This is a genomic window from Bacteroides sp. 51, assembly GCF_010500965.1.
Classification (GTDB): Bacteria; Bacteroidota; Bacteroidia; order Bacteroidales; family Bacteroidaceae; genus Bacteroides.
The window spans coordinates 175,421-201,053 of sequence record NZ_QVMI01000001.1; the positions used below are offsets into that span (position 1 = coordinate 175,421).

Below are 25,633 nucleotides of genomic sequence, written 5' to 3' on the forward strand. Positions count from 1 at the left end.
AACTAATACTATTAAAACTTTGATTAATACACATCGAATTATGAATTTACCACTATCATGCACGAAGAAAGTAACAACCGTTCTTCTTCTCCTGTGGGCCATGCTGGCTATCACTGCCCTGCCACTCTCTGCCCAGACCACTCCATCCGGAGCAACTACCCGCCAGATTTCGGGTGTCGTAACCGACGATAAAGGAGAGCCCCTCATTGGCGCCAATGTCATTCTGAAAGAAGCCACCTCCGTGGGTGTTATTACAGACTTCGAAGGCCGATTCTCTATGAACGCCCCCGCCCGGGGAACGCTGCAAATCTCCTACATCGGATATCACTCGCAGGAAATATCCATCTCGGGAAAAGACCATTTCACCGTGAAACTGATGGAAGATTCGAATACGCTCGACGATGTAGTCGTGGTCGGCTACGGCGTTATGAAGAAGAGCGATGTAATCAGCTCCGTCACCACCATTAAAACGGATAAGATGACCAAATCCGCCACCCTCGACGTAGCCGAAATGCTTCGTGGAAAGGCGGCCGGATTGAAGATCACCACATCCGACAATGCCGGACCCGGCGGTAAAGCTGATATCCAGATACGCGGGGTCAACTCCATCTCGGGCGGAACCAGCCCTATTGTCGTGGCGGACGGAGTAGTGATCGGCTCCATCAACGACGTCAACCCCAACGACATTGCCTCCGTTGAAATCCTCAAAGATGCTGCCGCGCAGGCCATCTATGGGGCACGCGCAGCCAATGGTGTGATTCTGCTTACCACTAAACGTGGAGAAACAGGCAAGGCACGCGTCAGCTATCAGGGATACTACGGTATCCAGAACGTAGACCGCAACTTCGATACCTACTCTCCCGAAGAGTTCATCCAGTATAAACGCGAAGCGTACCGTACTACGAACAATAATCAATATGGTGCCGACACCGATGTGTTCAGTCAGCTGGAACTCGAATCTATCCAAAACGGGCAATTCATCGACTGGCAGAAAGAACTGATGCGCACCGGTACCATCCAGAACCATGACATCACCGTGACGGCGGGCAGCGAGCGGACGAAGATATTCGTCAGCGGTAACTTCATGCGCCAAACCGGTGTGGTACCTGCCACTGACTTTACCAAAGGACAGCTGCGCTTTAATCTCGACCAGGACCTCACTTCATGGTTGAAGGTGGGACTGAACACCAGTATGAGTATCTCTACCACCAACGACCCCGGAGTGACCGGACTGTTGCGCGATGCCGTGACCTGTTCGCCCCTCGGCTCTGTTTACGATGCCGAAGGTAACCTCAACATGCACCCCACCGGGTTGCAGGAAAACTGGAACCCATTGATCGACATACAGGAAAAGACCGTAGAGAAGAAGAACCGCAACGACCTGGTGAGCCTCTTCCTGGACTTCAAAATCTTCAAGGGACTCAACTTCCGCGTCAACGCCAGTCGCCGTAGCTGGAACTACAAAGGCGAAACCTACAACACCGCCAAGTCTAAAGCCGGCAATGGCACAGGCATGGGTAGCGGTAGCGTGAAGAACGAGGACGTGAACGAATGGACCATCGACAATATCCTGTCGTACGACAATCAGTTCGGCAAACACCACGTATCCGGAACGCTGATCCAAAGCTGGAACGAACGCAACGAGCATATGAACATGATCGAAGGCTCGCTCATCCCCAACGACTTGCTGGGTGTTTACGGCATTGAAGCGGCCGAAAAGGTTATACCCACTCTCAGCGCATCGCAACGCCGGCTCATCTCTACCGCCCTGCGCGTGCAATACGATTTTGCATCCCGGTACTATGTAACCGTGAGCGGACGTCGCGACGGGTCTTCCGTATTCGGCGCTCAAAACAAATGGGCGGTATTCCCCGCTATGGCACTCGGGTGGAATGTGTACCAGGAAGAGTTCATGCAGAAGTTCGAACAGGTATCCAACCTGAAACTGCGTGGTAGCTACGGTAGCGTGGGTAACGAAGCCATCGCCCCTTACGGCAGTATCGCATCGGCCAACCAGTGGGATTACTATACCAACAAGAAACTGACCGGATATACCCCCGGAGCTGTTCTTTCCAATCCGAAACTGAAGTGGGAAACCTCTACCACCCTGAATCTGGCCGTTGACTTTGGATTCTTCAACAACCGCCTCTCCGGTACCGTGGAATGGTATAACACCCGCACAAAGGACTTACTTGTCGACCGTTCCATCAGTTCCGCCACCGGATACTCTACTATTAAAGATAACATTGGCGAAATCCAGAACCGCGGGCTCGAGGTAATGCTCGAAGGCGTATTGGTTCGCAATCACGACTGGGATGTGCAGGTGGGATTCACCTACTCGCGCAACCGCAACAAGATATTGAAGCTCTTCGGAGATCTTGATGGCGATGGCAAAGAAGACGACTACCCGATCAACAACTGGTTTATCGGTAAGCCCATCAGCGTAGCCAAGATATACGAGGTGGCCGGTATATGGCAGGAAGATGAAATAGATGAGATTGCCAAGTCCGCGCAACCCAACGCCCAACCGGGAGACATCAAGATTGTAGACCGTACCGAAGACGGCAAGCTCGACGATGACGACAAGATGATCGTTTCGCAGTTCCCGAAATGGAACGGCTCGTTCAACCTCAGCGCGAGGTACAAGAACATAGACTTCTCTATGGATATTTACACCGTGCAGGGAATCACCAAGTACAATCCCTTCCTGGCCGAATACAATTACGGGGGTAACATGCGTGCGGTATTCAACGGCATCAAGGTAAACTACTGGACGCCTGAGAATCCAACCGGAAACTTCCCGCGGCCAACCACCAACGGCGCGCTCGAGATGGGACACATCGCCCGCCAGGATGCCTCGTACGTACGTCTGCAAAACCTCACCGTGGGCTATACCCTACCCAAAGTATGGACGGCCAAGGCTCATCTGAGCAACGTAAGGGTGTACTTCACCGGTCAGAACCTACTCACGTTTACCGACTATGAGTCGTACAGCCCCGAGCAGCAGGCTGATAAGTATCCTGAAACCCGCACACTGACTGTTGGCCTACAGGTTGGCTTCTAACCGGATGCGAGTCATAGATAATTCCATCAAATCACAATTAATAATATATGCAATGAAAAAATATATCGTATTCTTTATCATCGGACTGCTGGTGCTCAATACCTCCTGCGAGTCCTGGCTGGAAGAAACACAGTTCGATAAGATCAACAGTTCAACCCTTTACGAAAGCGGCGAAGGACTGGAAATCGGCCTCAACGGGCTGTACGGACTCTCGCGGAAGTTCTTCCGCTTCAACGATGCCGATGCACGCGGCGCCTACTGGTTCTACTGCGCTACCGACCTCGCCATGACACGTACATGGAATGAAGCCGAAATGTATCGCTCAAACATGCGTGCCAATGCCATGCCCGCCGAAATGTGGAACCGCCCGTATCAGATGATCGACCGCGCTTCGGCTATTATCGACGCCGCACCGGGCATTGATATGAAGAGCGACATGCGCGAACGCATCGTTTCGGAAGCCCGCGTCATCCGCGCCTGGGCCTACATCCGGTTAATATCTACGTATGATAACATCCTGCTGGACAGCATACCGACAACTCCGCAAAATGCATTCGACCCGGTGGAGTATAAACCAGCCAACCAGAAAGATGTATATGCCTTTATCGACCGCGATCTGGATTACGCCATCAAGGTATTGGATTACAAGGTGGCTCCGGGAATCGTCGGACAAGGTCTGGCGCGTCAGTTGCGTGCCGAATCGGCCATGTGGCAGGGCGATTATGCAACGGCTGCCAAACACGCAGACGCCATTATTACCAGCGGGCAGCATAAGCTGGTAGGCATCAGCGAAGTTTTTGGAAACAATGTAAACCACAGCGAGAGCCTGATGGCCTGGCAGTTCGATGAGCTGACAGGGGGGAAAGAAACCCTGGCGGGTGGCGATGGCCATGTGTTGGGAGCTGCTTTCCAGGCGCGCTTCTACGAGATAAGCATCCCGGGAGATCCCGTAGCGCCTATCCTCGAAGAGGCCAACTATGGCGGCAACGCTTATGGATGGACGTATCCGAACGCATACCTCAAATCATTATATGATGAGGCCAACGACAAACGTTTCCAGTTCTACTTCTATCCGGAGATACTGCTTGGAAACAATCCGGCTTCGCCGTACTACGAGAAGCCACTGCCGGGCGAGCCTCCGTATTCCACCCAACTCCGTCAGTACACATGGAGCCTGATGAAGTACCGCGATCTGGAAAAACCTGCCAAGCGCGCCTTGTCTTACAAACCGGTTACGGCTTACCGCCTGGCCGAGAGCTATATCCTCGGAGCCGAAGCGCACTGGCGCAATGGTAACACCACAAAAGCACTGGAGTATCTCAATGCCATACGCACCCGCGCCGGACTGGATGATCTGGCTTCTGTCGACCTGCAAACCATCATGGACGAACATGCACGCGAGCTCTGCTTTGAAGGCAAGCGCTGGTTCTTCCTGAAACGCATCGGCAAACTGGTGGAGCAGGTGAACAAGTATCACAAATTCGGTAGTACAACTACCAGCATCCAAGGCACAACCATGAAGGATCATATGGTGCGCTGGCCGATACCGCAGGCGCAGATTGACGCGATGGGTACATTCCCACAGAACCCGGAATATTAGAATTTTCAATAGGATGAATAGAATAGTAATTCTTGTATGTTTCTTGCTCGCATGTGGTTACACATGCGGGCAACGGAACCCAACCGTTCCGGTACAAACACGGCTAAATGCCAAAGACTCGGTTTGGACAACCCACGAGGCACAAACAGTCAAAGGGCTTCCGGGCTATAAACCAAAGAAGGAACCTGCGCTATCGCGCTACGGCGGATATATGGTAAACCGGCAGCAATCTACCGGATTCTTCCGCACAGAGAAACTCGACGGCCGATGGTGGATTATTGATCCGGAGGGCTATCCGTTCCATCACCGCGCGGTGGTGGCGTTCAGTCCCGGAACATCGGCCAGGCAAAAGCAAGCCTTTGCCGAGAAGTTCGGTTCCAATGCCGTATGGGTAGAGAAGGAAACGGAAATGCTGCGCTCGTATGGATTCAATGGCGCAGGCGCATGGTCGGCTGCCGAAGATATGCACCGTATGGACAACCCGTTGGTTTACACGGCAATCATTTATCCGATGGGCAATTACCGCCGCGAACACCAAAAGGCGTTTGGAGGGAAATACCGCGTTGCCGGCTGGCAGGGATACCGGTTCGATCTGCCTATGGTCTTCGACCCCAGGTTCGATGAGTACGTGGAGGAAGCCGTTCAACCCCTTGCACGTTTCAAGGATGATCCTAATTTACTGGGCTACTTCACCGACAACGAACTCCCCTGGGTGAACGATGCCTTAGACCGCCATTTAACCTTACTGGCAAAAGATGAAGCGGGCTATATCGCAGCAAAGCAATGGCTAGACCAGCGCAAAGGCCGGGATGCCTCCCCAACAGACATCACCGAGGAAGACCGCATGGAGTTTACCGCTTTCTTCTTCGACACGTATATGCGCAAGGTAACGGCTGCGCTCCGCAAAGTAGACCCTAATCATATGTATCTGGGCTGCCGCTTCAATCAGGAGAAGAACCAGGAGTTGACCAACCCGTACATCTTCAGGATTGCAGGTCAGTATATGGATATCATATCTATTAACCACTACCGCAGGTGGCAACCGGATCAGGAACTCATGAACCAATGGGGCGAATGGTCGGGCAAGCCTTTCCTCATCACCGAATGGTACGTAAAAGGCGAAGATTCCGGCTTGCCGAATGAAACGGGCGCGGGATGGAATGTCCATACACAAAACGACCGGGGGCTGTTCTATGAGAACTTCTGCATTGAGCTGCTCAAAAACCCCCATTCCGTGGGGTGGCACTGGTTCCGCTATCAGGATAATGACCCGGAAGACTTAACGACAGATCCTTCGAACCGGGATTCCAACAAGGGTGTAGTGAACAGCGAATATACACCGTGGACGGATGCATTGAAAAGAATGAGGGAGGTGAATGTTCAGACGTATCGGCTTATTCAGCATTTTGATAGTCAGCTTATTCAGCATTTTGATAAATAGAACCGGTCTCAGCATCATACGGCATCAAAAAGGTATTACATAATACACTTGCCTGCAAACATCACTTTGCGTTTGCAGCAAACGTAAGGTTGCGTTTGCTGCAAAGACAAGATCACGTTTGCAGCAAACACAAAGTGATGTTTGCAGCAAACTCAAAACACCCCTTCCAGAAGGCTCACAAGGCATATTTTTTATTGTTTTTGAGCCTTTAAGCAGATTTTGGGAGAAAATTTGAATGGTAAATAATACTTGCAAGTGGGGAAGAAAAAGGGAAATCAACCCAAAAGCTTATAACGAGATGGATTAGTGTAAAACGGATTGGAAAGGAGTGATTTACTGTAGGGGCGGTTCGCGAACCGCCCAATGCCCAGAATACACAGGAAACCATTTTCGGGCGGTTCGCGAACCGCCCCTACAGCTAATCATTTACATTCAAAACTAATCAAAACATTCATAACCATCCAAAAACCCACAAATACAACCCCACAGAACTAAAAAAAGGCCATCTGAAATGAATCAGACAGCCTCATAAATAAACTATCAATCTATTTAATCCTTCAAGATAGACTTAGCAATCCCCATCTCCAATCCGCGCAATTCTGCCAAACCACGTAAACGGCCAATGCAAGAATAACCCGGGTTGGTTTTCTTTTTTAAGTCATCGATCATCTGGTGACCATGATCGGGACGCATCGGAATAGAGAACTGACGTCTTTGTTGCAATTCCAGGAACGCCTTCATAACGTGATACATATCCACATCGCCTTCCAAGTGGTTGGCTTCGTAGAAGTTACCTTCCTCGTCGCGCTGTGTGCTACGGAAATGAACGAAGTTCACGCGGTCGCCGAAACGCTTCATCATGGCTTCAAGGTCGTTGGAATCTACCACACCCAAAGAACCCGTACACAAGCAAAGACCGTTAGATGCGTTAGGAACAGCATCAATCAGCTTCTGGAAATCCTCGGCGCTACTCATAATACGAGGCAAACCAAGAATAGAATATGGAGGATCGTCCGGATGGATCACCAGCATCACACCGGCTTCATCGGCCACAGGAGCGATTTCCTGCAAGAAGTAAATCAGGTTGGCGCGTAGCTTTTCGGCATCTACATTATCATAACGATCCAGTTCTTTCTGGAACTGCTCCAACGTAAAGCTCTCTTCCGAGCCAGGCAGGCCGGCAATCATATTGCGGATGAGCAATTGCTTATCTTCCTCGGTCATTTGCTCGAAGCGGGCTTTCGCTTTCGCTTTTTCTTCGTCGCTGTATTCAGCCTCAGCACCGGGGCGCTTCAACAGGAACAGGTCGAAAGCTACAAAAGCAGCGCGTTCGAAACGAAGTGCACGCGAACCATCGGGAAGTTCGTAAGCCAGGTCGGTACGAGTCCAGTCCAGTACAGGCATAAAGTTGTAAGTCACAATGTTTACACCGCACTTGCCCAGGTTGCGAAGGCTTTCTTTATAGTTCTCGATATACGTCTTGAAATCACCCGTTTGGGTCTTAATATGTTCATGCACAGGAACACTTTCCACCACCGACCATTTAAGGCCCACGGACTCGATCAGTTCCTTGCGTTTCATAATCTCTTCTACCGTCCACACCTCGCCATTAGGAACGTGATGCAAAGCGTTTACTATACCCGTTGCCCCGGCTTGTTTAATATCCCAAAGGCTTACAGGATCATTTGGGCCATACCAGCGCCAAGTTTGTTCACACAGTATCATATAAGTTGAAAGTTGAAAGTTGAAAGTTGAAAGTTAAAAATGGAAAGTCAGAAACAGGAAGAATATACCGCATGGTAACTTTCCATTTTCAACTTTCAACTTTCAACTAATTAATATTACATTGCATAACACTCAAACCCGCCATCCACAACAGCCACTGTTCCGGTAACGAAAGCAGAAGCGTCGCTAATCAGGTAATGGATTGTTCCGAACAACTCTTCAGGACGTCCCATACGACCGAATGGAGTCTGACGGATCACGTCTTGTCCACGCTCTGTATATGTTCCATCCGGGTTGGTCAACAATGCACGGTTCTGCTGGGTAAGGAAGAATCCGGGCGCAATCGCATTGATACGGATACCTTCACCAAATTTCTTGGCCACTTCCGTAGCTGTGTATTTTGTGAAATTAGAAATAGCGGCTTTAGCTGCTGAATATCCTGCTACACGACTCAATGGACGGAAGGCAGACATAGAAGAGAAGTTCACCACACAACCCACTTTTTGGTCGACCATCGGTTTAAGAAATACCTGCGTAGGCAAAACGGTACCCACAAGGTTAAGGTCGACTACTTTACGGAAAGCATCTGCCTGCAAATCAAAGATGGTTTGATCGGGACCGATCGTTGCACCCGGCATATTACCGCCGGCAGCATTCAACAGAACGTCGATACGGCCGTATTTGGCAAGTATATCTTCCCGGTTCTTTTCCAGCACTTCCTTGTTCAATACATCAGTAGCAAGGAAAGAAGCTTCTCCTCCTTTAGTTTTAATTTCTTCTACCAGTGCTGCCCCTGCTTTTTCGTCTCTGTCAAGAATTACAATCTTAGCACCCTGTTCGGCAAGGTACTCACCAATACCGCGTCCGAGTATACCTGCTCCGCCAGTAATAATGACAACCTTGTCTTTAATACAAAATAAATTTCCCATAATACAAAAGTTAGTTAATTAAGTTACTCACTGGCAAATATAGTGATAAATTCAGATGCTCCGATGCCCGTTTCTGATAAAATGTGTGCGCACACAGTGATTTTACCATTTTTTACAGCTTTTATGTACGCCCGGCCATTATATGCCTGTAACTTACGCGAACCAATGGATGTACCCTGGTTCTGAATTAACTTTCCATTACCAACCAGACTGAACTCAACGTATGCCTGGGAATCCAGACAACGAACGCCAGCCGCATCTCTGATTTCAGCCTGAATCAGAACAGTATCATTATCAAGAGGCGTATGCGATAAGACGATTTGTGATTCCTTGCCCCACTTCTCCGTTTGATATTCCTGGGCGATTTCATCGGCAATCCGGAGCTTTTTATCAATGCCTACAGCACGGAGTGTATTGACGCCTTCTTCGTAAACAACATCCCAATGCAGTCCGGCTGCCGGAAAGTCCGGACTGTTCCTCTTCTTTTTGCCTTGCGACACACCGTTAACGAAGAGTTCAACTTCCGGACAGTTGGAGTAAACCAACACTTCTTTCTTTTCGCCCTTTTCACCCCAACGCACAGGCCAGGTATGTCCGTAAATATGTACCATCGGCTCTTTTGCCCAATAAGACTGGAATACATAGTAACTTTCCTTCGGGGTAAGATCGCGCTCAACCACGCCCTTCTGGTTGACATAAGGAACCGGATTCTCCGGACGCAACGGTGTAGAGAAGTCTTTAAAGGTCCAGAATGCAGAACCGGTAAGGTTAGGCATCGTTTCTTGTTCTTTAAGATGCCAGTCGAACAGGCGGACGATGTACGACTCCGACCAGTCGCCTGTTTTGGCGGCGTTGCTAACGGTAGCGAAATCGCCTTCCATATGCCGGCGGGCATGGCTGTCGCCTCCCCATTCGGCATGGAAGAAACGGGTAGCGCCTTCAAAGCCTTTATCGCTCATCTCCCGATAATCTTTGAATGCACGGCTATACCAACCGGCCCAGATGCTGGGCGAATACACATCTATAATGTCTTTACAGAACTCACAACGGCGGATAGCGGTCAGACGGCTATCATCGAGCTTGTGCGACAAGTCGTGCAATTCTTTCATAAAAGCGCGGATAGCATCTTTATCGAAAGATTCAAAGTCACCGGGCCAATCGTTCTCATTTCCCATGCCCCAAAGCACAATAGATGGGTGGTTGTAATGTTGCTCAATCATGTTGGTAAGCATACGGCGGGCTTGTGTTTTATACTGCTCGCCACCCAGTCCACCGCGGCACCAGGGGATTTCTTCCCAGGCCAAAATACCCAATTCATCGCATAAACGAAGCGCAATATCAGATTGCTGGTAGTGCCCCAAACGGATGAAGTTAGCACCCATGTCTTTGATCATTTTCATTTCTTTGATCATCAGTTCCTCGGTAAGAGCAGCCGACAAACCAGCATGGTCCTCGTGGCGATGTGTACCGCGGAGCAACACACGGCGCCCATTCAACATAAAAGGACCTTTCTCAATGAACTCAAAATGACGGAAGCCAAAACGGTCGGTTGCCTGTATGGTCTGACCGTCGACCTCGAGTGTCACCTCACAGGTATAGAGCTGGGGGTTATCGACGTCCCATAAAAAAATATTCTTAATTTCGGTACTAATCAACGTCACATTTACGTCACAATTCATTTTGCAACGTTTTACGTCCGCGTTACCAGAATTCAAAAGTGCCTCACCGTGCGCCAAATCTGCGTCGCAACCCAGTTTCTGCACCTTTTCTATGACGATTTTCCCGTTTGGGTCTTTAACCGTTACGGAAATGGTTCTTTCATGGGTTACGTTTTGCGGGTTATAAAAAGAGACAGCAACATCCAGGCTGCCTTTTTTCCCCTTTTGATCGGTTTGTGGCGTAATTTTGACGCGTTCAAATGAAACTGCGGGGGTATAGACCAGGTTTACATAACGATATAACCCACCGTAAAGGTTGAAGTCGGACATATCCGAAGGGATTGTCTCTACATCACGAAGATTATCGCAACGTACGGCAACCGGAATTTTACCTTTAAAACGGCTATTATAAACACCTGTTTGCTTAAAAGCCTTCACTGCATCGGTTATATCGACCTTCCAACCATCATAACCTCCAATATGGCTACCCACTTTCGTGGTATAAACATAAACCTCCGAACGCTGGCCTGCTCCTTCGAATTCCAGAAGGATACGACCATCAGGGTATGGATTATCCAAATCCAGATACGTACGGTACCAACCTGCTCCCTCATAATAATTCACATCGGGGTCAACCGCATCTTCTGCATTGAAGCAATGCGGAAGGGTCACAGGGGTCCATAGAGGCACAATTTCAGGTTGCCCGGCACGCACAGGGCGCATGACTTCCCAAACACTGCCCATATCCTGACGGATAAATTCCCAACCCTCATTCAGACGGGTCTTTTGCGAGGAAGGCACAACAACAGCAAATGCCTCGCAGATGAGGCAAAGGCATAAAGTGAATAAAGATAATATTCGTTTCATTGGTAAGATTTTAATGGTTTCTTGTAGGGGCGGTTCGCGAACCGCCCGTAAATGGTTTCCTGTGCATTCTGTGCATTGGGCGGTTCGCGAACCGCCCCTACAGTTTTAATAATTTGTAATCCCAGCCTGCCGTAATAGCGCCTCAAGATAGTAATAGTCTGCATAAGAAATAGGTGAATCTATCTCATCATTTTTAGGATAATTCCCAGTAGAATGCAGCAACAGAAACCCTTGTTCCGTTCCGCTCTTTGCCTGATAATGCGCTTCAAGATTATCAATAATCGTATCCGCCCATTTCCTATACGTAGCATTCATTGGTGCAGCAGCATACCCTGCAAGTTCATACAAGCCGGAAGCAAAAACCGTAGCAGCCGACGCATCACGTGGTGATTGTGGTATGGCCGGGTCTTTCATGTCCCAATAAGGAATCAGATCAGCCGGCATATCGGACAGGTTAAAGAAGAACCCTGCGATCTTTTCCGCTTGTTCCAGATAAGCCGGGTCTTTGGTAAAACGGTAACACATTGTGTAACCATACAGTCCCCAGGCTTGTCCGCGGCTCCAGATAGATTCATCATGGATTCCCTGATGAGTTGCCTTAGCAGCCACCTGCCCGGTAATAGTATCGTAACTAACCACATGATAGGACGAATAATCATTGCGGAAGTGATTCTTCAATGTCGTATTCGCATGATTCACCGCTATTTTATGATAGATGGAATCGCCGGTTTCTTGTGTTGCCCAGAACAGAAGTTCAAGGTTCAGCATATTGTCGATAATCACCGGAAAATCCCACTTGTCTTTATTATGGTCCCACGAACGAATGGCTTTTACCGACTCACGATACCGTGAGATTAAAGATTTAGCAGCTTGCAGAGCGACATCTTTATAGGATCTTTCGCCTGTAAGATGATAAGCCTGACCGAAAGAGTTGTAAATAATAAAACCCAGATCGTGTGTACCTGTAAACCGTTTCATCTCCTCAATAGGCCAGGTATAGCTAACAGCCTGCTGACGCCAGTAACTCTGGTGATTATAAGCATACATCTGCCACAAGCTACCCGGAAAGAAACCCGAACACCAGTCGCGTGGTGCAACAAGGCGCAGGCTACCGTCTTTCTCTACCGTACGGGGGCTTACGAGTTTCTTGTTTGCTGCTTCCCTTTTGGCTTTTTCAGTGCATTCCATCGCATATTTCAACTGACCGGTAGCAAAAGCAAAAGCGTTATCTACTACATCAGCTTTGACATAAAGCAGATTGAAACGGTCTTTCCAGCTGATTTCAATATGGGTTCTATATAGATGCAGATAATCAGTACGGGAAGGATTAAAAGTATATATCCGATATAGGTCCTCACTAAGTTTCTGTTGTTTTACTTCCCACTCACTTATTTGTTCGTAAGGCCACTCAGAAACATCTTTTCCTAAATATGGGGTTATGTAATCTACAGCTTTATAGAAATTGCGACCATCGGGAGAGGTGGAATCATCAATGGATATACCCATTTTCTGTGCCATCAGAAAAATATCAATCATATGATGCAGATTAAACTGGGAATACCCGAAAGCAAGCGTTCTTCTTAACTCCTGGGGCTGACGGCCATCGGGTTCTATTTGAGTAAAGATACGCTTCTGGGGAAATTCTTTTATCAAACGTTCGGCAACATCTTTTTTACCCGAATAAATAGCAAAAGCGATAACCTGAGCATCATGGGCAACAGCATGGTTGTTTTTCTGACTTGACTCTTCCTGACCTTGTTCACTGGTCAATATCCAGTTCGAAAGTTCTCCGAACCAGGCTTTAAGTTGTTTTGAATCTTTAGCGGTGAATGACTTGGATTGCTCTAATAATTGTACGCCATCCAGCATCTCTACGAATGAGTAAGTATCAATTACCCCATAACAACGCCCTTTATCGTTATTACGCCCGGGAACCACTTGTGCATAATTCAGGTTGGGATTCATTTTGGTTGCCTTATCAAAGAACCATATCCTGATCAGTTCTGTTGCTTTCCGCGCATATTTCTCATCACCGCTGAAATACCAGGCCAATGATAGCGTTGTTACTCTTTCGGCAAACTCACCCAAACGTACACGGTCAAGCTTCTCAAGTTCGGGATTCGATTCACCATCACGTTGAATATACGGTAATCCATCGGGCTTTGTAGGATCGGGCCAGAAGTAACGGGCCTGACTCATATAATCATGTTTACTTCCACTAGCCGGAGTTTTGTCTTTCATTATCACAGAAAGAGGCTCCATGGTTAGTGCTTTCTCTGCATCATCCAACAAAGCCTGATAAGCTGTTGCATAAGCAGGTTTATGAAGTGACTCTTTTACTTCTTTTAAATGCTCCGGATTCCAGATGGACTGCGCGTTTACTCCCACCATCCAGACCAAAAGCAATACAATGATTGTACTTTTCTTTTTCATGGTATACGATTCTATGTTTTCAAATAAGTTTTCTTAGCTTGATTCCGCTCAGGAAGCTCCTTCCGCTTACATTTTCAAGGCGCACCTGAACGCCATCGCCATTTGCCGGAACAATAAAACGCTTACGGGTTGCATGAAAGTATCCGGCAGCTTTCCCCGGTGAGTAGGCTTCTTCTACGCGAACGCCGTTCATGTAAATATGGAAAGCATTCTCCTGAACGGCCATATCTTCCTTTTCACCGGATAATTGATAAGCAAGTTTCTCCGTCGGGCGGAATATATCGGTAAAGAGTAGTTCTACCTCATACGTACCATCGGGCACATCAAAACGATATCCGGCAGGATTTATCTGCATAGTCTGGAAAAGAGGCCCATCGGTGGTATTTATAATTTCGGTTTGGGTGCTGCCCGGTGTATTATTCTTAGTTCGACCTTCTGTTTGGTTTTCTGTTTGACCCTTTGTGGGTAAATATCCCCATGACCCCGTTACATATGGTTGATCGGGTAGCCATACCAGGTTGTTTTCTTCGCCAGCAAAGAAACAGTTACTACCTACATTTATCGCCAATTCTACCCCATTGATCGAGTTCTTATCGAATTGTAAAGGAATGGCAAGGAAGCGAACACGTACACCATCTTCAAGCCAGTCGCCATCTTTGGATACCGCAACAGCCCGAAGCATATGTTCGCCGGTAGAAAACGGTACGGAATAGACTACGGTATAATTCTCGCTTTTCTTTTTACCCAAAGAGGTTCCATTCATAAAAAGTTCTACCTCGGGCAGGTTGGTATAAATCTTCACCGGTTGCATGACAGGGTTGTCGCCATCCTGCACTCCTGCTCTGTTGTCCCAATCCCTGGAAGCCACATGCAACACCGGGATGTCCTTACGGAATACGGATTTATAATAGTAAAATACATCTTTAGGCGTACGGTCGGCATAAACCAATCCTTTATTGTTGATACGTGGCATGGATTCATCACGCAGAGCCGACGAGAAGTCTATAAAGTTCCAGTGAGTACCTCCCATGATGTATTTCTCCCGTTCAATGACAGGAATATAGTGTTCCAGATAAGCCTGTTGATACTCTATGCTAAAGTCAAAACTTTTAGGAGCCAGGGAGTGAAGCCGTTTATCGGAGCCTGCACCATATTCGCTCACAATCATAGGGTGAGTGGGGTGCTTCTTATGCTGATCTTCCAGGAAGCGATCGAATCCGCTAAAGGTTCCACCATACCAACCCTGATAAAGGTTCCAACCGACAATATCCGTAATTTCTCCCAATCCAACGGTATTATATGAATTACTACCGTGAAATGCCATGGTGCTTATCCGGTAAGGGTCTTCTTCCTTTAGTGCTTTCTCTAAACGATTTGCCAGCGTAAGTGTCCGTTCAAGAACTGGTTTCAATTCTTGTTCTGTTTTATAACGACGTTGGGTGACAAGAAGAATCTCATTCATATATCCCCAGGTAATCACCGAAGGATGATTATAATGTTGCCGTATCATTTCGTGAAGGTTTTGTTCGCAAGCATCGCCATAGCCATCGGTATCCGGTACAATATCAATCACAGGAATCTCTTCCCAGGCAAGGATGCCCAATTTATCGCATTGTTCGAGGATGGCAGCATCTTGCGGATAGTGGGAAATACGCAGAAAGTTTATCCCCATATCTTTCATCAATAGCATATCGCGACGATGGGTTTCGTCGAGCAGTGCTACACCATAAGGCTTCTGGTCCTGGTGACGGCACATGCCTCTGAGTTTATAAGGCTTATCGTTCAGGAAAAAACCTTCGGCTGCATCAAAACGAAACCAACGGAAACCTGTATAATGACTTACTTTATCTTTTATTTCTTTGGTTTTACTGTCGCGGATTACAGTCTCAACCTTATATAGATTGGGGGATTCGGGCGACCATAACTGAGGATTGATTATGGTTTTCGCTATATCATTGAACGCATACAGTTCACCTGCATTCAGGCGTATGGTTCTCTTTATTTTCTGTTGAATATCTCCATTGGGAGTAATGATGGTATGCTCCAATTCCACTTGTGATTTTACCGGAGCATCGTTCTTTATCTCCCCTTTAATCGTAAGGGAGGCTTCTTTCCCGGACACCTGAGGGGTTTGAATAAATATTCCCCCGGAGGCCATATTGGTAAGGTTTATATGTTGTTTATGCGTTGCAATCAACCAAACATCCCGATATATGCCACCGAAAAAGGTGAAATCACCAGAGATGGGTGGGATATCTATACAGCCGTTGTCTATACAAACAGCGATAACATTAGGAGAAGTGAATGAACAGTAAGGTGTGGCATCAAAAGTAAAAGCAGTGTATCCACCGCGATGTTCGCCAACCAACTGTCCGTTAATATATACCTGGGCAGCCTTACTGGCAGCCTCGAATTTCAGGAAGATCTGTTTATCTTTCCAAGATTGAGGTAAGGAGAAGGTTTTACGATACCAACCCTTACCTTTATAATAATCTTTATGTGTGTAAGCATCCGTATTCCATGTGTGGGGAATGGAAACCACTTCCCAATCTTTATCATTAAAAGAAGATTCTTCTGCCTTGGTTATGTCGCCTTTATAGAATCTCCATCCATCGTTTATGGTTTTCTGTTCACGCTGAGCGATAAGAGAGATCAAAGGACAATACAATAATAAAAAAGCAAGAATTAATCGATGTTTCATGGCTACGGATTTTAATTAAGAAGAAGAGGGAGGAGACAGAATATCTATGATGAACTAGGATTCTGTCTCTCAACACTCTTCACATTTATACCTATTGATACTTATGGAACTAATTACTTCACGTTCACTTTTACCTTATAATTTTTAGTAAATGCTCTTACTTCATAATCCTTTGTTTGGCTATTAACGATATTATCCGGATGAGAGATCTCGCCAGCCACAGGATCAAAAGTCAAGACATCAAAAGAACCTTTATTTACGTTCAGAGCTTTCACATAAATATTCTTCACGTCCTTCTTTGCTTGCGAGAAAGTCATAGAGAAGGCATTATCTGCACCGGGTTCCAGTACTGTGCCTTTATCATCTACTATTTGATAATCGACTCCACGTTTCAAGTCGGAAGCACCAGTGGATACGTAATAATAAACCACGACATCATACGAACGAATACGTTCACTATGGAACTGAACAGGGATTTCAATGGTGCTACCTTGGTCTACATTATACTGTACTTTATTATTGTTGAAATTGTTTTTGTCTCCCCAGTTCTCAAAGCCAAAGTAATATACATGTTCCATAGCAGGGTCTCCATTGCCCCACTCATCATTATCACAGCCTACAAATGTGCAGCACAATACGGCTACCAACAATTTGAATATATATTTCATAACTTTCATTTTTTTATTTAATTATTCCCAACCTGGATTCTGAACAATGGCATTGCCTGTCAATGATATCTCGTTCAATGGAATCGGATATAAATAGTCCTTCTTCGGATCAAAACGACGAGATTCTTTAAGTTCTATCACATATACGTCTTCCTGATCGTAAACTTTCACTCCATTTAGCATACCATTTGCATCTGTCAAACGGGCCTGTAGGTCTTTGCGAGCTTTTGATGTTTCATCGTCCACAAACTTAGCACCTACAATATATTGAGGCAATACATTCTCGGCAATTTTCCATCGGATAATATCATCATACCTCATGTTTTCATCGATAAATTCAACTGTTCTTTCACGACGAATTTCTTCAAGCATATTCAAACTGTTCGCTGCAACGAACTCATTAGTTAATTTAACATCGAAACCTACTCTATTACGCATCAGATTAATGGTTTTATCCAATTCGCTGTTTGTAATCGCACCGTTGTATTCGTACAATGCTTCAGCATAAGTAACGAGAACTTCAGCATAACGAATAATCATTTTATCGACATCCTCTTTACTATTTGTACTCCATTGGTCGAGCATAAATCCCTTCTTCAAAGAATACCCGTTGCCATGTTGATTTGAGAATGGTTGATATTCACCTTTATATGCTTCTTCACCTATTTTATACACAGTCATCAGTAATCGTGGGTCGCGATTTTCCAAAGCAGAATCAAAGCTATCTTCCACAACTGGTTTCTTGACTGATTTATCACGTGGAAGACCATCATTGTATAGGAACAAGTCTACCATCTGGCGAGTTACAGAAACAGAGTTCTCCATTTGGCGAGAGTTACCGTGAGTAGTTGTAGGTGCCCCATTAGGGCCATATACCTTAACAAAAATATTCTCTTTGTTACCAGAACCTTCACCATCAAAGTAAAATAGTTTTTGGAAATCCGGGAATAAAGAATGTCCCTCTTTCATTACTGCTTCACAAGCATCAAGTGCAATCTTAAGATGTGCTTTGGCATCACCACCCGATAGGCTATGGTATTTGGTCAATGTTCCAATATAAAGTCCAATGCGAGCTTTCATTGCCAGTGCCGATGAACGGCTTGCCCGGCCCCAATCGCTAGAAGAAGCTGCAATCGCTGAGTGTTTGGGCAACCATTGTATTGCAAAGTCTAAATCTTCATAACATTGAGCAATAACTTCTTCCAAGGTATTACGTCCTTTAAGTATCTCAGGATCATCTGTTGTGTCGAAAGGTTGTAGCATCATCGGCACACCACCATAACGTTTTGCAAGTGCGAAATAGTTGTATGCACGGAAGAAGCGAGCTTCGGCCAACCAACGGTTTTTAGCATCTTCCGGTATTGGGGTATTCACGGCCTTAGCCAAGATATTATTTGACACATATATCTTACGATATACGTCACGCCAGTTTGTATCGTCTGTGGAAGGTACAGACCGGCTACCACTTGAAGTATCATCGGCAGATGTTCCTACTAACTCATCGGAACGTTTGTCGTGCCAGAATCCACCCAATTGTTCGTATAAACGGTTACAAGCACCACGCAAATCATTTTCTGTTTTCCAGAATGCCGCATCAGTCAATGTAGTTTCAGGTAGCCTGTCGAGCTCACAGCCTGCAAACAGTAATACTGAGGCGATTAATAATAATGATATCTTTTTCATAATAAGTCTACGATTTAAAATGTAACATTTACACCCACTGTCCATGTGCGGAAGAAAGGATAATAAGTTGCTTTAGCGTCGTTTCCAACCTCGGGGTCGAATACCGAAAGTAGGTTGCTGTGTTCCCAAAGGTCGGCGCCCGATACATAAACTCTTAGTTTTTCAAGGACATTCTTCTTAACTGGTACGGTATATCCTAACGTTACGTTCTTAAGACGAATATATGAAGCATCCTGCACCCATTTATCGGAAGGATGATAGTTAAATGCTTCCTGGTTATTGTAGTTATACAACCGTGGCCAATACCCTTCTTTAATCAAGTTGCCTTCGGCATCAACCTGACAATAATCGCGATGAATTGTCCAAGGCATTAATGAAGTTTGGCTTAATGGCGCTAATGTTCCCGAGTTTACCAGTATTTTACGCTTTCCAACACCTTGGAACATCATTGAGAAGTCAAATCCCTTCCATTGAGCAGCAAGGTTAATACCATACAGATATCTTCCTGTTGTGTTTCCTAAACAAACCAAGTCGCCAGAATCGCCAGGTTTTCCTTCGCCTGAACCTATCTTATGATTGCCATCCCCTTGTGCTACATATTTAACATCACCACCGGAAACTTTACCATTTTGGAATGATTCGTATCCAGGATGGGCTTTTTGATATTCGAGATATTCTTCACGGCTTTTCCAGTATCCATCGGTTTTGTATCCCCAAATTGAGTTGATAGGGTAACCTTCGAGCAGCTTTACTGTCCCAGCCGAAACTACATCAATTCCATTATATTCAACCAGTTCGTTTTGGCTATCGGATATATTGAAGCTAACCTGATAGTTAACATCTTTGATTTTGTCCTTCCAACCAATCACAAAGTCCCATCCCCATGTTTTGAGTTTACCAACGTTAGCATTAGGTGTTTTAATACCAATCTGCGTAGGGAGATTCACTGTAGCCAACATATCATTATTATACTTCCAATAATAATCAGCAGTAATATTCAACCGGTTGTTGAGTAAACCTAAATCAAGACCAATATTCGTAGATTCAATGGTTTCCCAGGTTTTTGATTTTGAAGCTAATACATCTTGGTAATAGAAACCATCACCCTGATATTTACCACTGGAAATTAATGGCAGGTAGTCATAAAGGCCTAATACCGCGCCATTACCCAATTGCCCCCAAGAAGCACGCACTTTAAGATTATTGATCTGCTCTATATTGAACCACTTTTCTTCGTTAATTCTCCATGCTACAGAGAATGAAGGGAAAGCTTTCCAACGCTTGTCCGGATCAAGACGTGAGCTACCGTCATAACGTACATTAGCTTCGAACAAATAGCGATCTGAAAAGTTGTAGTTAATGCGACCAAAGTATGACATTATTGACCAAGGTTCGATCAAGTCTTTCAATGTAGTATTTGAAGCTTCTGAAGTATCATAGTAATTGAAAGAAAAGAAATCATTAGATATCATATTCTTTGCTGTACCTTCAATTTCGTCTTTACGATAATTCTCATATGTAGAACCACCAAGCAAATTGATTGTATGTCTACCCAAGTTCAGATCATAATGAACAGTCGCTTCAAAAAGGTCGTGATAATCATTATTTTTCTTTTTATTCAGTTCATTCGGATTATTCACCTGAAAACGGGGAGGATCTACAGCACCTACGCGATTATACCAGATCAAATGACGCTTTTTAGTTTCTTGTGAATAATATCCAGCCTTTCGTGAAGCACTCAAATTAACCCGAAGTCCTTTTACTACATTCTTAATAGTTAATGTACCTTTAGCCATAAAAGTTTCGTACTGACTCTTTCTAGTACCGCCATTTTTCATAATATCTATGGCATTCTGTTGCAAGTCACCATTATAGGGGCTTTCATTAATATCTTCTTCGGGGTTGTATATTGGCTGACGACCACGAACGCGATAAAGACGTTCCAGAATATTGGTTGCTCCATAAGGAGAATCTTCCGTAAACTTACCTTGATAATTTGCATTCAAACTAAAAGAAAGATAGTCGTTCAATTCTGCATTAATCTTTGCACGTAAATTGAAACGTTCATTGCTATCGGGACCATATTTCAATAAACCATCTTTTGTGAAGTAGTTGGCAGATACCAGATAATTAAGGTCTTTTGTTCCCCCGCTAACAGAAACCGAATGGTTGTGCTGAGTAGTATAATCCTTAACTCCTTCGTCTATCCAGTTTGTGGCCTGAAAGAAATCCCAGCGATTATTCGTTGGATTCTCACGATAGTTAAAGTTAGGATTTCCAATCCATGAACTTTGTTCATCATTCCACTCGGGAGTACCGCCGGTATTTACACGCGATTCATTAATAAGCATTTGCTCTTCCCATGCCGGAAGACGTTCGGGCATATTACCCGGAGAGTTAACAGCAAAGTATCCATTGTAAGTAATCTGAGGCTTACCACTCTTCCCGTTTTTTGTTGTAACAAGAACAACTCCAGCCGCTGCCCGCGCACCATAAATAGCAGAAGCAGCAGCGTCTTTCAGAACTGAAATAGATTCAATATCACTGGGGTTCAAGAGTGTAAGATCGCCTTCTATACCATCAATCAACACCAAAGTTTGTGTATCATTAGTCGATGAAAAGCCACGAATACGCATACCCGAAGTTTCTGAACCGGGCTGTCCACTACTTCTTAATACTGCAACACCAGGCATTTCACCCTGAAGTGAAGTAAGCACATCGCTCGAAGGCTTAGAGGCAATCGCATCTCCTTCAATAGCAGAAACCGCACCCGAAAGATTCACTTTCTTTTGAACTCCATATCCCACTACGACTACCTCATCCAGCGTTTTGGAATCTTCTTTGAGTAGAATAGTGCCTTTTACGTTTTCCGCTTTCATTTCCTGAGTCAGATATCCTATATAAGAAAAGGACACCATTGCACCAGCATTTACTTTAATTGAGAATTTACCATCAAAGTCGGTGATGGTTCCGTTTGTTGTACCCTTTTCTAAAACAGATACACCGATAAGAGGTTCTTGTGATGTTGCATCAAGAATCTGTCCCTGAACAGTTACACTGCTCTGAGCAGAAAGCCCCACAGAATAAAGAAAGAACAGACAGCAGAGTGAGAGTAGCTGCATCGCTTTCTTAGAATAGTTCTTTTCTCTCATAATAAATAGATTTTGTTAATAAATGATTGCCCAACCGGCAATAGTGCAAATATATGTTTAGATGAGCCGCAAATTCTTAAAAAACACTACAACAAAAACTCAATTGAAAGTGATCTATAATACATCACCACTTTCTCTACATTTACAAGATATTACTGATAATCAATACTATAAAAGCACATTATGCCTCATCATTTCTTTTCATTATTTACGAACTGATGTAGTGACGGTTGAGTAAGAAATCTGTTATTCAACACATTAGGATTATCTTTTATTCTCTTGAGCCTGTCTAAAACTTCTTTTATTTTTGCTTTTAGCAAATTATCCTCTAACTTTGTTATACTTAACTCTAATACCATATGAGACACTTCTTATTCCTCGTTTTTCTTTTACTATGTGTTTCAGAAGTCTTTCCCAACTGGCAAAGATCGGTGACCAACTATACCCGTCAGACATATAAAGCGGCCAACCAGAACTGGATGGTGGCACAGCATGAGAATGGATGGATGTATTTTGCCAATAACAAAGGGTTATTGGAGTACGATGGCACATCATGGAATACCTACTCCATTCATAATGCAAAAACACGCGCTATAAAATGTGGAAACGACGGGCGTATATATGTAGGAGGGCTACGGCAATTTGGCTATTTCAACCCGAATAAGTTCGGTGGATTGGACTATATTTGTCTATCGGACAGTCTGAAAGATGAAAGACCGGGCAATATGTGGAACATTCAAATTGCAGACGACCGGGTATATTTCCAAGCCGACCGCCACATTACTTATTTAGAGAATGATTCTATCAAACAGATTAATTATGGTTTGGGCATTATGCACTCTGCCATCATCAACAATAAATTCTATATTGCTACCTGGGAGGGGTTAATGATATTAAACGGAAATACGCTTACCCCGCTACCCAACACGCAGGAAGCCAGCAGAAGTAAAATTGTAGGTTTATATCCGCTGAATAACAACATACTGATTGTCACCAGTCAGCATGGGCTATATTTATATGATGGTATACATACGACGAAATATGAAACTCCGGCAGATGGATTCCTCCATTCAAACCAGCTGTTCTGCACAGCGATGAAGGATTCGCTTCTTGCATTAGGGTCGGTTCAGGATGGGGTTTTATTATTCAATGTATCTAATAATGAGACTGAGAAGATATCGATCCATAATGGTTTGCAGAACAAAACCGTCCTTTCCATGGAGTTTGACCGGGAGAACAATCTTTGGTTGGGGCTGGACAATGGGATTGACTGCGTAAACCTCAACTCTCCGATGTACTTTTTATATAGTAACCGCACGGCCATAGGCTCGGGGTATACATCGAATTATTATAACGGGAAACTGTATCTGGGAACTAACCAGGGGTTATATACCACAAGTTACCCACCTTCCTTACATAAAGAAGTTAACCCTGTGCTTGTTCCCGGAACAGAGGGGCAGGTATGGTCCTCAACAAAGTACGATGACAAGCTTTTCTGTGCAGGAAGCAATTCGTTGATTGTTATTGACGGAGAAGAGAGATCGCGTATAAGTGGCATTCGTGGTATCTGGTGGATCAAGACAATCAGCTATCATCCCGATGTTTTGCTGGCAGGAACATATACGGGAATCTTTCTGTTGAAGAAGAATGGGAATAAGTGGGAACTATCGCACATGCTGGAAGGAGGAGGTTATTCGCCCAAATCAATGCATATAGAAAAAGTTTCGAATGCGATATGGGTGGCCAATAAAGAGCATGGTCTGCACCGGTTGACTTTGTCGCCGGACCTGAAATCGGTAACAGGAAAGAACTATAATAATCAGGAATTGCCTATCGGAAACAATGTATATGTATCGGGCATTGACGATGAGATCGTTATTGCCTCGCGCGAGGGTCTTTTCCGTTATAACCAAATCAAGGATTGCCTGGAAAGGTATACCAGGCTGGAAGAGTTGTTGGATGGAAGAACCAGCTACACCTATATTCTTCAGGATGAATACGGGGATATCTGGTACGTGGCCGACGGCATACTGAAACTTGCCCGGTACAATGCCGAAACAAAGAATTATCATAAGGATGAGAGTGAAACGTACCTGAAAGACTTCCTGATAGAAGACTTCGAGCATATTCAAACATTCGACAACAATCAGGCTATTATCGGGACGGAAGAAGGGTTCTCGTTGTTGCAATTCGACAAGAATACCACAAAGAAATACCCGCTGAACCTACAGATACGGAAGGTTTATCTTACCATAGGAAAAGATTCACTGATCTACGGAAGGAGTTATGCTTATAATGATGTGCCGCTCGTTATTTCTTATAAGAATAACTCGATGCGAATAGAATATAGTGTGAATAATTACGATAAGTCCATCTCGACATTATACTCTTACCGGCTGGAAGGCGACGCAAATGATGCCTGGAGCGAGTACAATGAAAACACCACGAAGGAGTATACCAATCTTAAAGAAGGGAAATACACATTCCACGTTAAGATCATTACAAGTCAGGATAAGGACCCGATCACGACTTCCTTCGACTTCGAGATTCTACCCCCCTGGTACCGCACCTGGTGGTCTTATATGATTTATGCACTTGCTTTTATCGGATTTTTGTTCTATGCTTACTATCAACTGAGCAAGACTCAGAAGAGAGCCATTGCACAGAAAGAGCGGGAAATCCTGAAACAGAAGAAACAGAATGAACTGAAAGACCAGAAAATTGATTCGCTGAAAGAGGAAAAGCTTCAGGCAGACCTCACGCACAAATCGGATGAGCTGATCCGGACTACGCTCAATATTGTACGCAAGAACGAGATGTTGCAGGAGATAAAGAAAGAGGCTGTGGGCATTTCGCACTCCATTACCGAAGAAAACCTGCCGAATATCCGCCGGAAGATGCTCCGACTAATCAGTCATATTGATACGAACATCGAACATGATGAGGATTTGCGCTCTTTCGAGACATCATTCGACTCTCTCCACCATCATTTCTTTGAGAAGCTGGAACAGCGATTCCCGGAACTGAATAAGAAAGAGAAGTTGATGTGTGCCTATATCCGCATGGACCTGATGTCCAAGGAGATTGCTCCGCTGATGAATATCTCGGTGAGAGGTGTTGAAATCGGCCGGTACCGGTTGAGGAAGAAGCTACAACTGACCTCTGATGATAACCTGGCGGACTTCTTGCAGAAGATATAATAAGCCACACTCCGGTGATGCCCGCAGGGGTGCTTACCAGTAGGATAAATGCACTAACAGACAAGCAAAAGACGCGCAAGCAACGCGCTTTCTTTAAACATGCCAGTGCTTGGGATAGAAAAAGACCCGGGTGTTTCTGATTGGAACACCCGGGTGTATTGGGTGGAAAGACCCGGGTGTTTTAGGCTGGTACACCCGGGTCTTTTGATACCTATCATAGTTTTAAATCAAAAGAATTAAATAACAATTCGTGATGTTTTAAATAAGGATACATACCGTGGGCAACTGGTTTATTGAGCCTATCCGTGAGACTTGTGACATTAGGATGTTACTTTTGTGTGAGATACAGATTTTGAATGTCCCTATCCATCGGCATTCCGAGGGGGTGTGTGAGATATGACGCTTTTTCTCTAAGAAAACGCTATGTATGGTGTGGTTAGCGGAATGCTAATATTTGAACAAACAGGATGGAAAGGTGTATAACGGTGTGGAAAGGAAGGAAACGGGAAATA

At 45.1% G+C, this 25,633-nt stretch carries 12 protein-coding genes; 4 read left to right on the plus strand and 8 right to left on the minus strand.

What is annotated here, in order from left to right:
* Positions 1-40 precede the first annotated feature (40 nt).
* Genes D0T87_RS00595 through D0T87_RS00605 form a run of 3 tightly spaced genes read left to right on the plus strand, consistent with a single transcriptional unit; the run spans position 41 to position 6,105 of the window.
* Positions 41-3,064 (plus strand): TonB-dependent receptor, encoded by a 3,024-nt coding sequence (locus D0T87_RS00595; RefSeq protein WP_163171792.1) that lies wholly within the window; start codon positions 41-43, stop codon positions 3,062-3,064.
* A 52-nt stretch (positions 3,065-3,116) separates the two neighbouring features.
* Positions 3,117-4,664 carry a RagB/SusD family nutrient uptake outer membrane protein gene (locus D0T87_RS00600; protein WP_163171794.1) on the plus strand — a complete coding sequence of 516 codons (1,548 nt, stop codon included), beginning with the start codon at positions 3,117-3,119 and terminating at the stop codon, positions 4,662-4,664.
* Between the two features lie 13 nt (positions 4,665-4,677).
* Positions 4,678-6,105 carry a hypothetical protein gene (locus D0T87_RS00605; RefSeq protein WP_163171796.1) on the plus strand — a complete coding sequence of 476 codons (1,428 nt, stop codon included), beginning with the start codon at positions 4,678-4,680 and terminating at the stop codon, positions 6,103-6,105.
* Positions 6,106-6,654: 549 nt separating this feature from the next.
* Here D0T87_RS00605 and uxuA read toward each other — a convergent pair.
* The 8 genes from uxuA to D0T87_RS00645 all read right to left on the minus strand — a co-directional run bounded on the left by uxuA (position 6,655) and on the right by D0T87_RS00645 (position 21,921).
* Positions 6,655-7,830, minus strand: coding sequence for a mannonate dehydratase (gene uxuA / locus D0T87_RS00610; RefSeq protein WP_163171798.1), 1,176 nt, complete (start codon positions 7,828-7,830; stop codon positions 6,655-6,657).
* A gap of 116 nt (positions 7,831-7,946) precedes the next feature.
* Complete coding sequence (locus D0T87_RS00615; protein ID WP_163171800.1) at positions 7,947-8,759, minus strand: SDR family oxidoreductase; 813 nt, start codon at positions 8,757-8,759, stop codon at positions 7,947-7,949.
* 23 nt (positions 8,760-8,782) lie between these two features.
* Positions 8,783-11,284 (minus strand): glycoside hydrolase family 2 TIM barrel-domain containing protein, encoded by a 2,502-nt coding sequence (locus tag D0T87_RS00620; RefSeq protein WP_163171802.1) that lies wholly within the window; start codon positions 11,282-11,284, stop codon positions 8,783-8,785.
* A gap of 105 nt (positions 11,285-11,389) precedes the next feature.
* Entirely contained in the window at positions 11,390-13,717 is a 2,328-nt protein-coding gene (locus D0T87_RS00625; protein ID WP_163171804.1) for an alginate lyase family protein, read from the minus strand.
* Positions 13,718-13,736: 19 nt separating this feature from the next.
* Positions 13,737-16,418, minus strand: coding sequence for a glycoside hydrolase family 2 TIM barrel-domain containing protein (locus D0T87_RS00630; protein WP_163171806.1), 2,682 nt, complete (start codon positions 16,416-16,418; stop codon positions 13,737-13,739).
* 113 nt (positions 16,419-16,531) lie between these two features.
* Positions 16,532-17,086, minus strand: coding sequence for a hypothetical protein (locus D0T87_RS00635; protein WP_163171808.1), 555 nt, complete (start codon positions 17,084-17,086; stop codon positions 16,532-16,534).
* 21 nt (positions 17,087-17,107) lie between these two features.
* Positions 17,108-18,769, minus strand: coding sequence for a RagB/SusD family nutrient uptake outer membrane protein (locus D0T87_RS00640; RefSeq protein ID WP_163171810.1), 1,662 nt, complete (start codon positions 18,767-18,769; stop codon positions 17,108-17,110).
* A 14-nt stretch (positions 18,770-18,783) separates the two neighbouring features.
* Positions 18,784-21,921 (minus strand): TonB-dependent receptor, encoded by a 3,138-nt coding sequence (locus D0T87_RS00645; protein ID WP_163171812.1) that lies wholly within the window; start codon positions 21,919-21,921, stop codon positions 18,784-18,786.
* Between the two features lie 359 nt (positions 21,922-22,280).
* On the opposite strand from D0T87_RS00645, the gene D0T87_RS00650 reads away from it, so the two are divergent.
* On the plus strand, positions 22,281-25,121 hold the full coding sequence (locus tag D0T87_RS00650) for a triple tyrosine motif-containing protein (RefSeq protein ID WP_163171814.1): 2,841 nt from the start codon (positions 22,281-22,283) through the stop codon (positions 25,119-25,121).
* Positions 25,122-25,633: the final 512 nt, after the last annotated feature.

Excerpts from the sequence above, each read along its gene's own strand:
- uxuA (WP_163171798.1), bottom strand. The coding sequence starts at position 7,830 with ATGATACTGTGTGAACAAACTTGGCGCTGGTATGGCCCAAATGATCCT.
- D0T87_RS00625 (WP_163171804.1), bottom strand. The coding sequence starts at position 13,717 with ATGAAAAAGAAAAGTACAATCATTGTATTGCTTTTGGTCTGGATGGTG.
- D0T87_RS00640 (WP_163171810.1), bottom strand. The coding sequence starts at position 18,769 with ATGAAAAAGATATCATTATTATTAATCGCCTCAGTATTACTGTTTGCA.
- D0T87_RS00650 (WP_163171814.1), top strand. The coding sequence starts at position 22,281 with ATGAGACACTTCTTATTCCTCGTTTTTCTTTTACTATGTGTTTCAGAA.
- D0T87_RS00635 (WP_163171808.1), bottom strand. The coding sequence starts at position 17,086 with ATGAAATATATATTCAAATTGTTGGTAGCCGTATTGTGCTGCACATTT.
- D0T87_RS00645 (WP_163171812.1), bottom strand. The coding sequence starts at position 21,921 with ATGAGAGAAAAGAACTATTCTAAGAAAGCGATGCAGCTACTCTCACTC.
- D0T87_RS00600 (WP_163171794.1), top strand. The coding sequence starts at position 3,117 with ATGAAAAAATATATCGTATTCTTTATCATCGGACTGCTGGTGCTCAAT.
- D0T87_RS00620 (WP_163171802.1), bottom strand. The coding sequence starts at position 11,284 with ATGAAACGAATATTATCTTTATTCACTTTATGCCTTTGCCTCATCTGC.
- D0T87_RS00605 (WP_163171796.1), top strand. The coding sequence starts at position 4,678 with ATGAATAGAATAGTAATTCTTGTATGTTTCTTGCTCGCATGTGGTTAC.
- D0T87_RS00630 (WP_163171806.1), bottom strand. The coding sequence starts at position 16,418 with ATGAAACATCGATTAATTCTTGCTTTTTTATTATTGTATTGTCCTTTG.
- D0T87_RS00595 (WP_163171792.1), top strand. The coding sequence starts at position 41 with ATGAATTTACCACTATCATGCACGAAGAAAGTAACAACCGTTCTTCTT.
- D0T87_RS00615 (WP_163171800.1), bottom strand. The coding sequence starts at position 8,759 with ATGGGAAATTTATTTTGTATTAAAGACAAGGTTGTCATTATTACTGGC.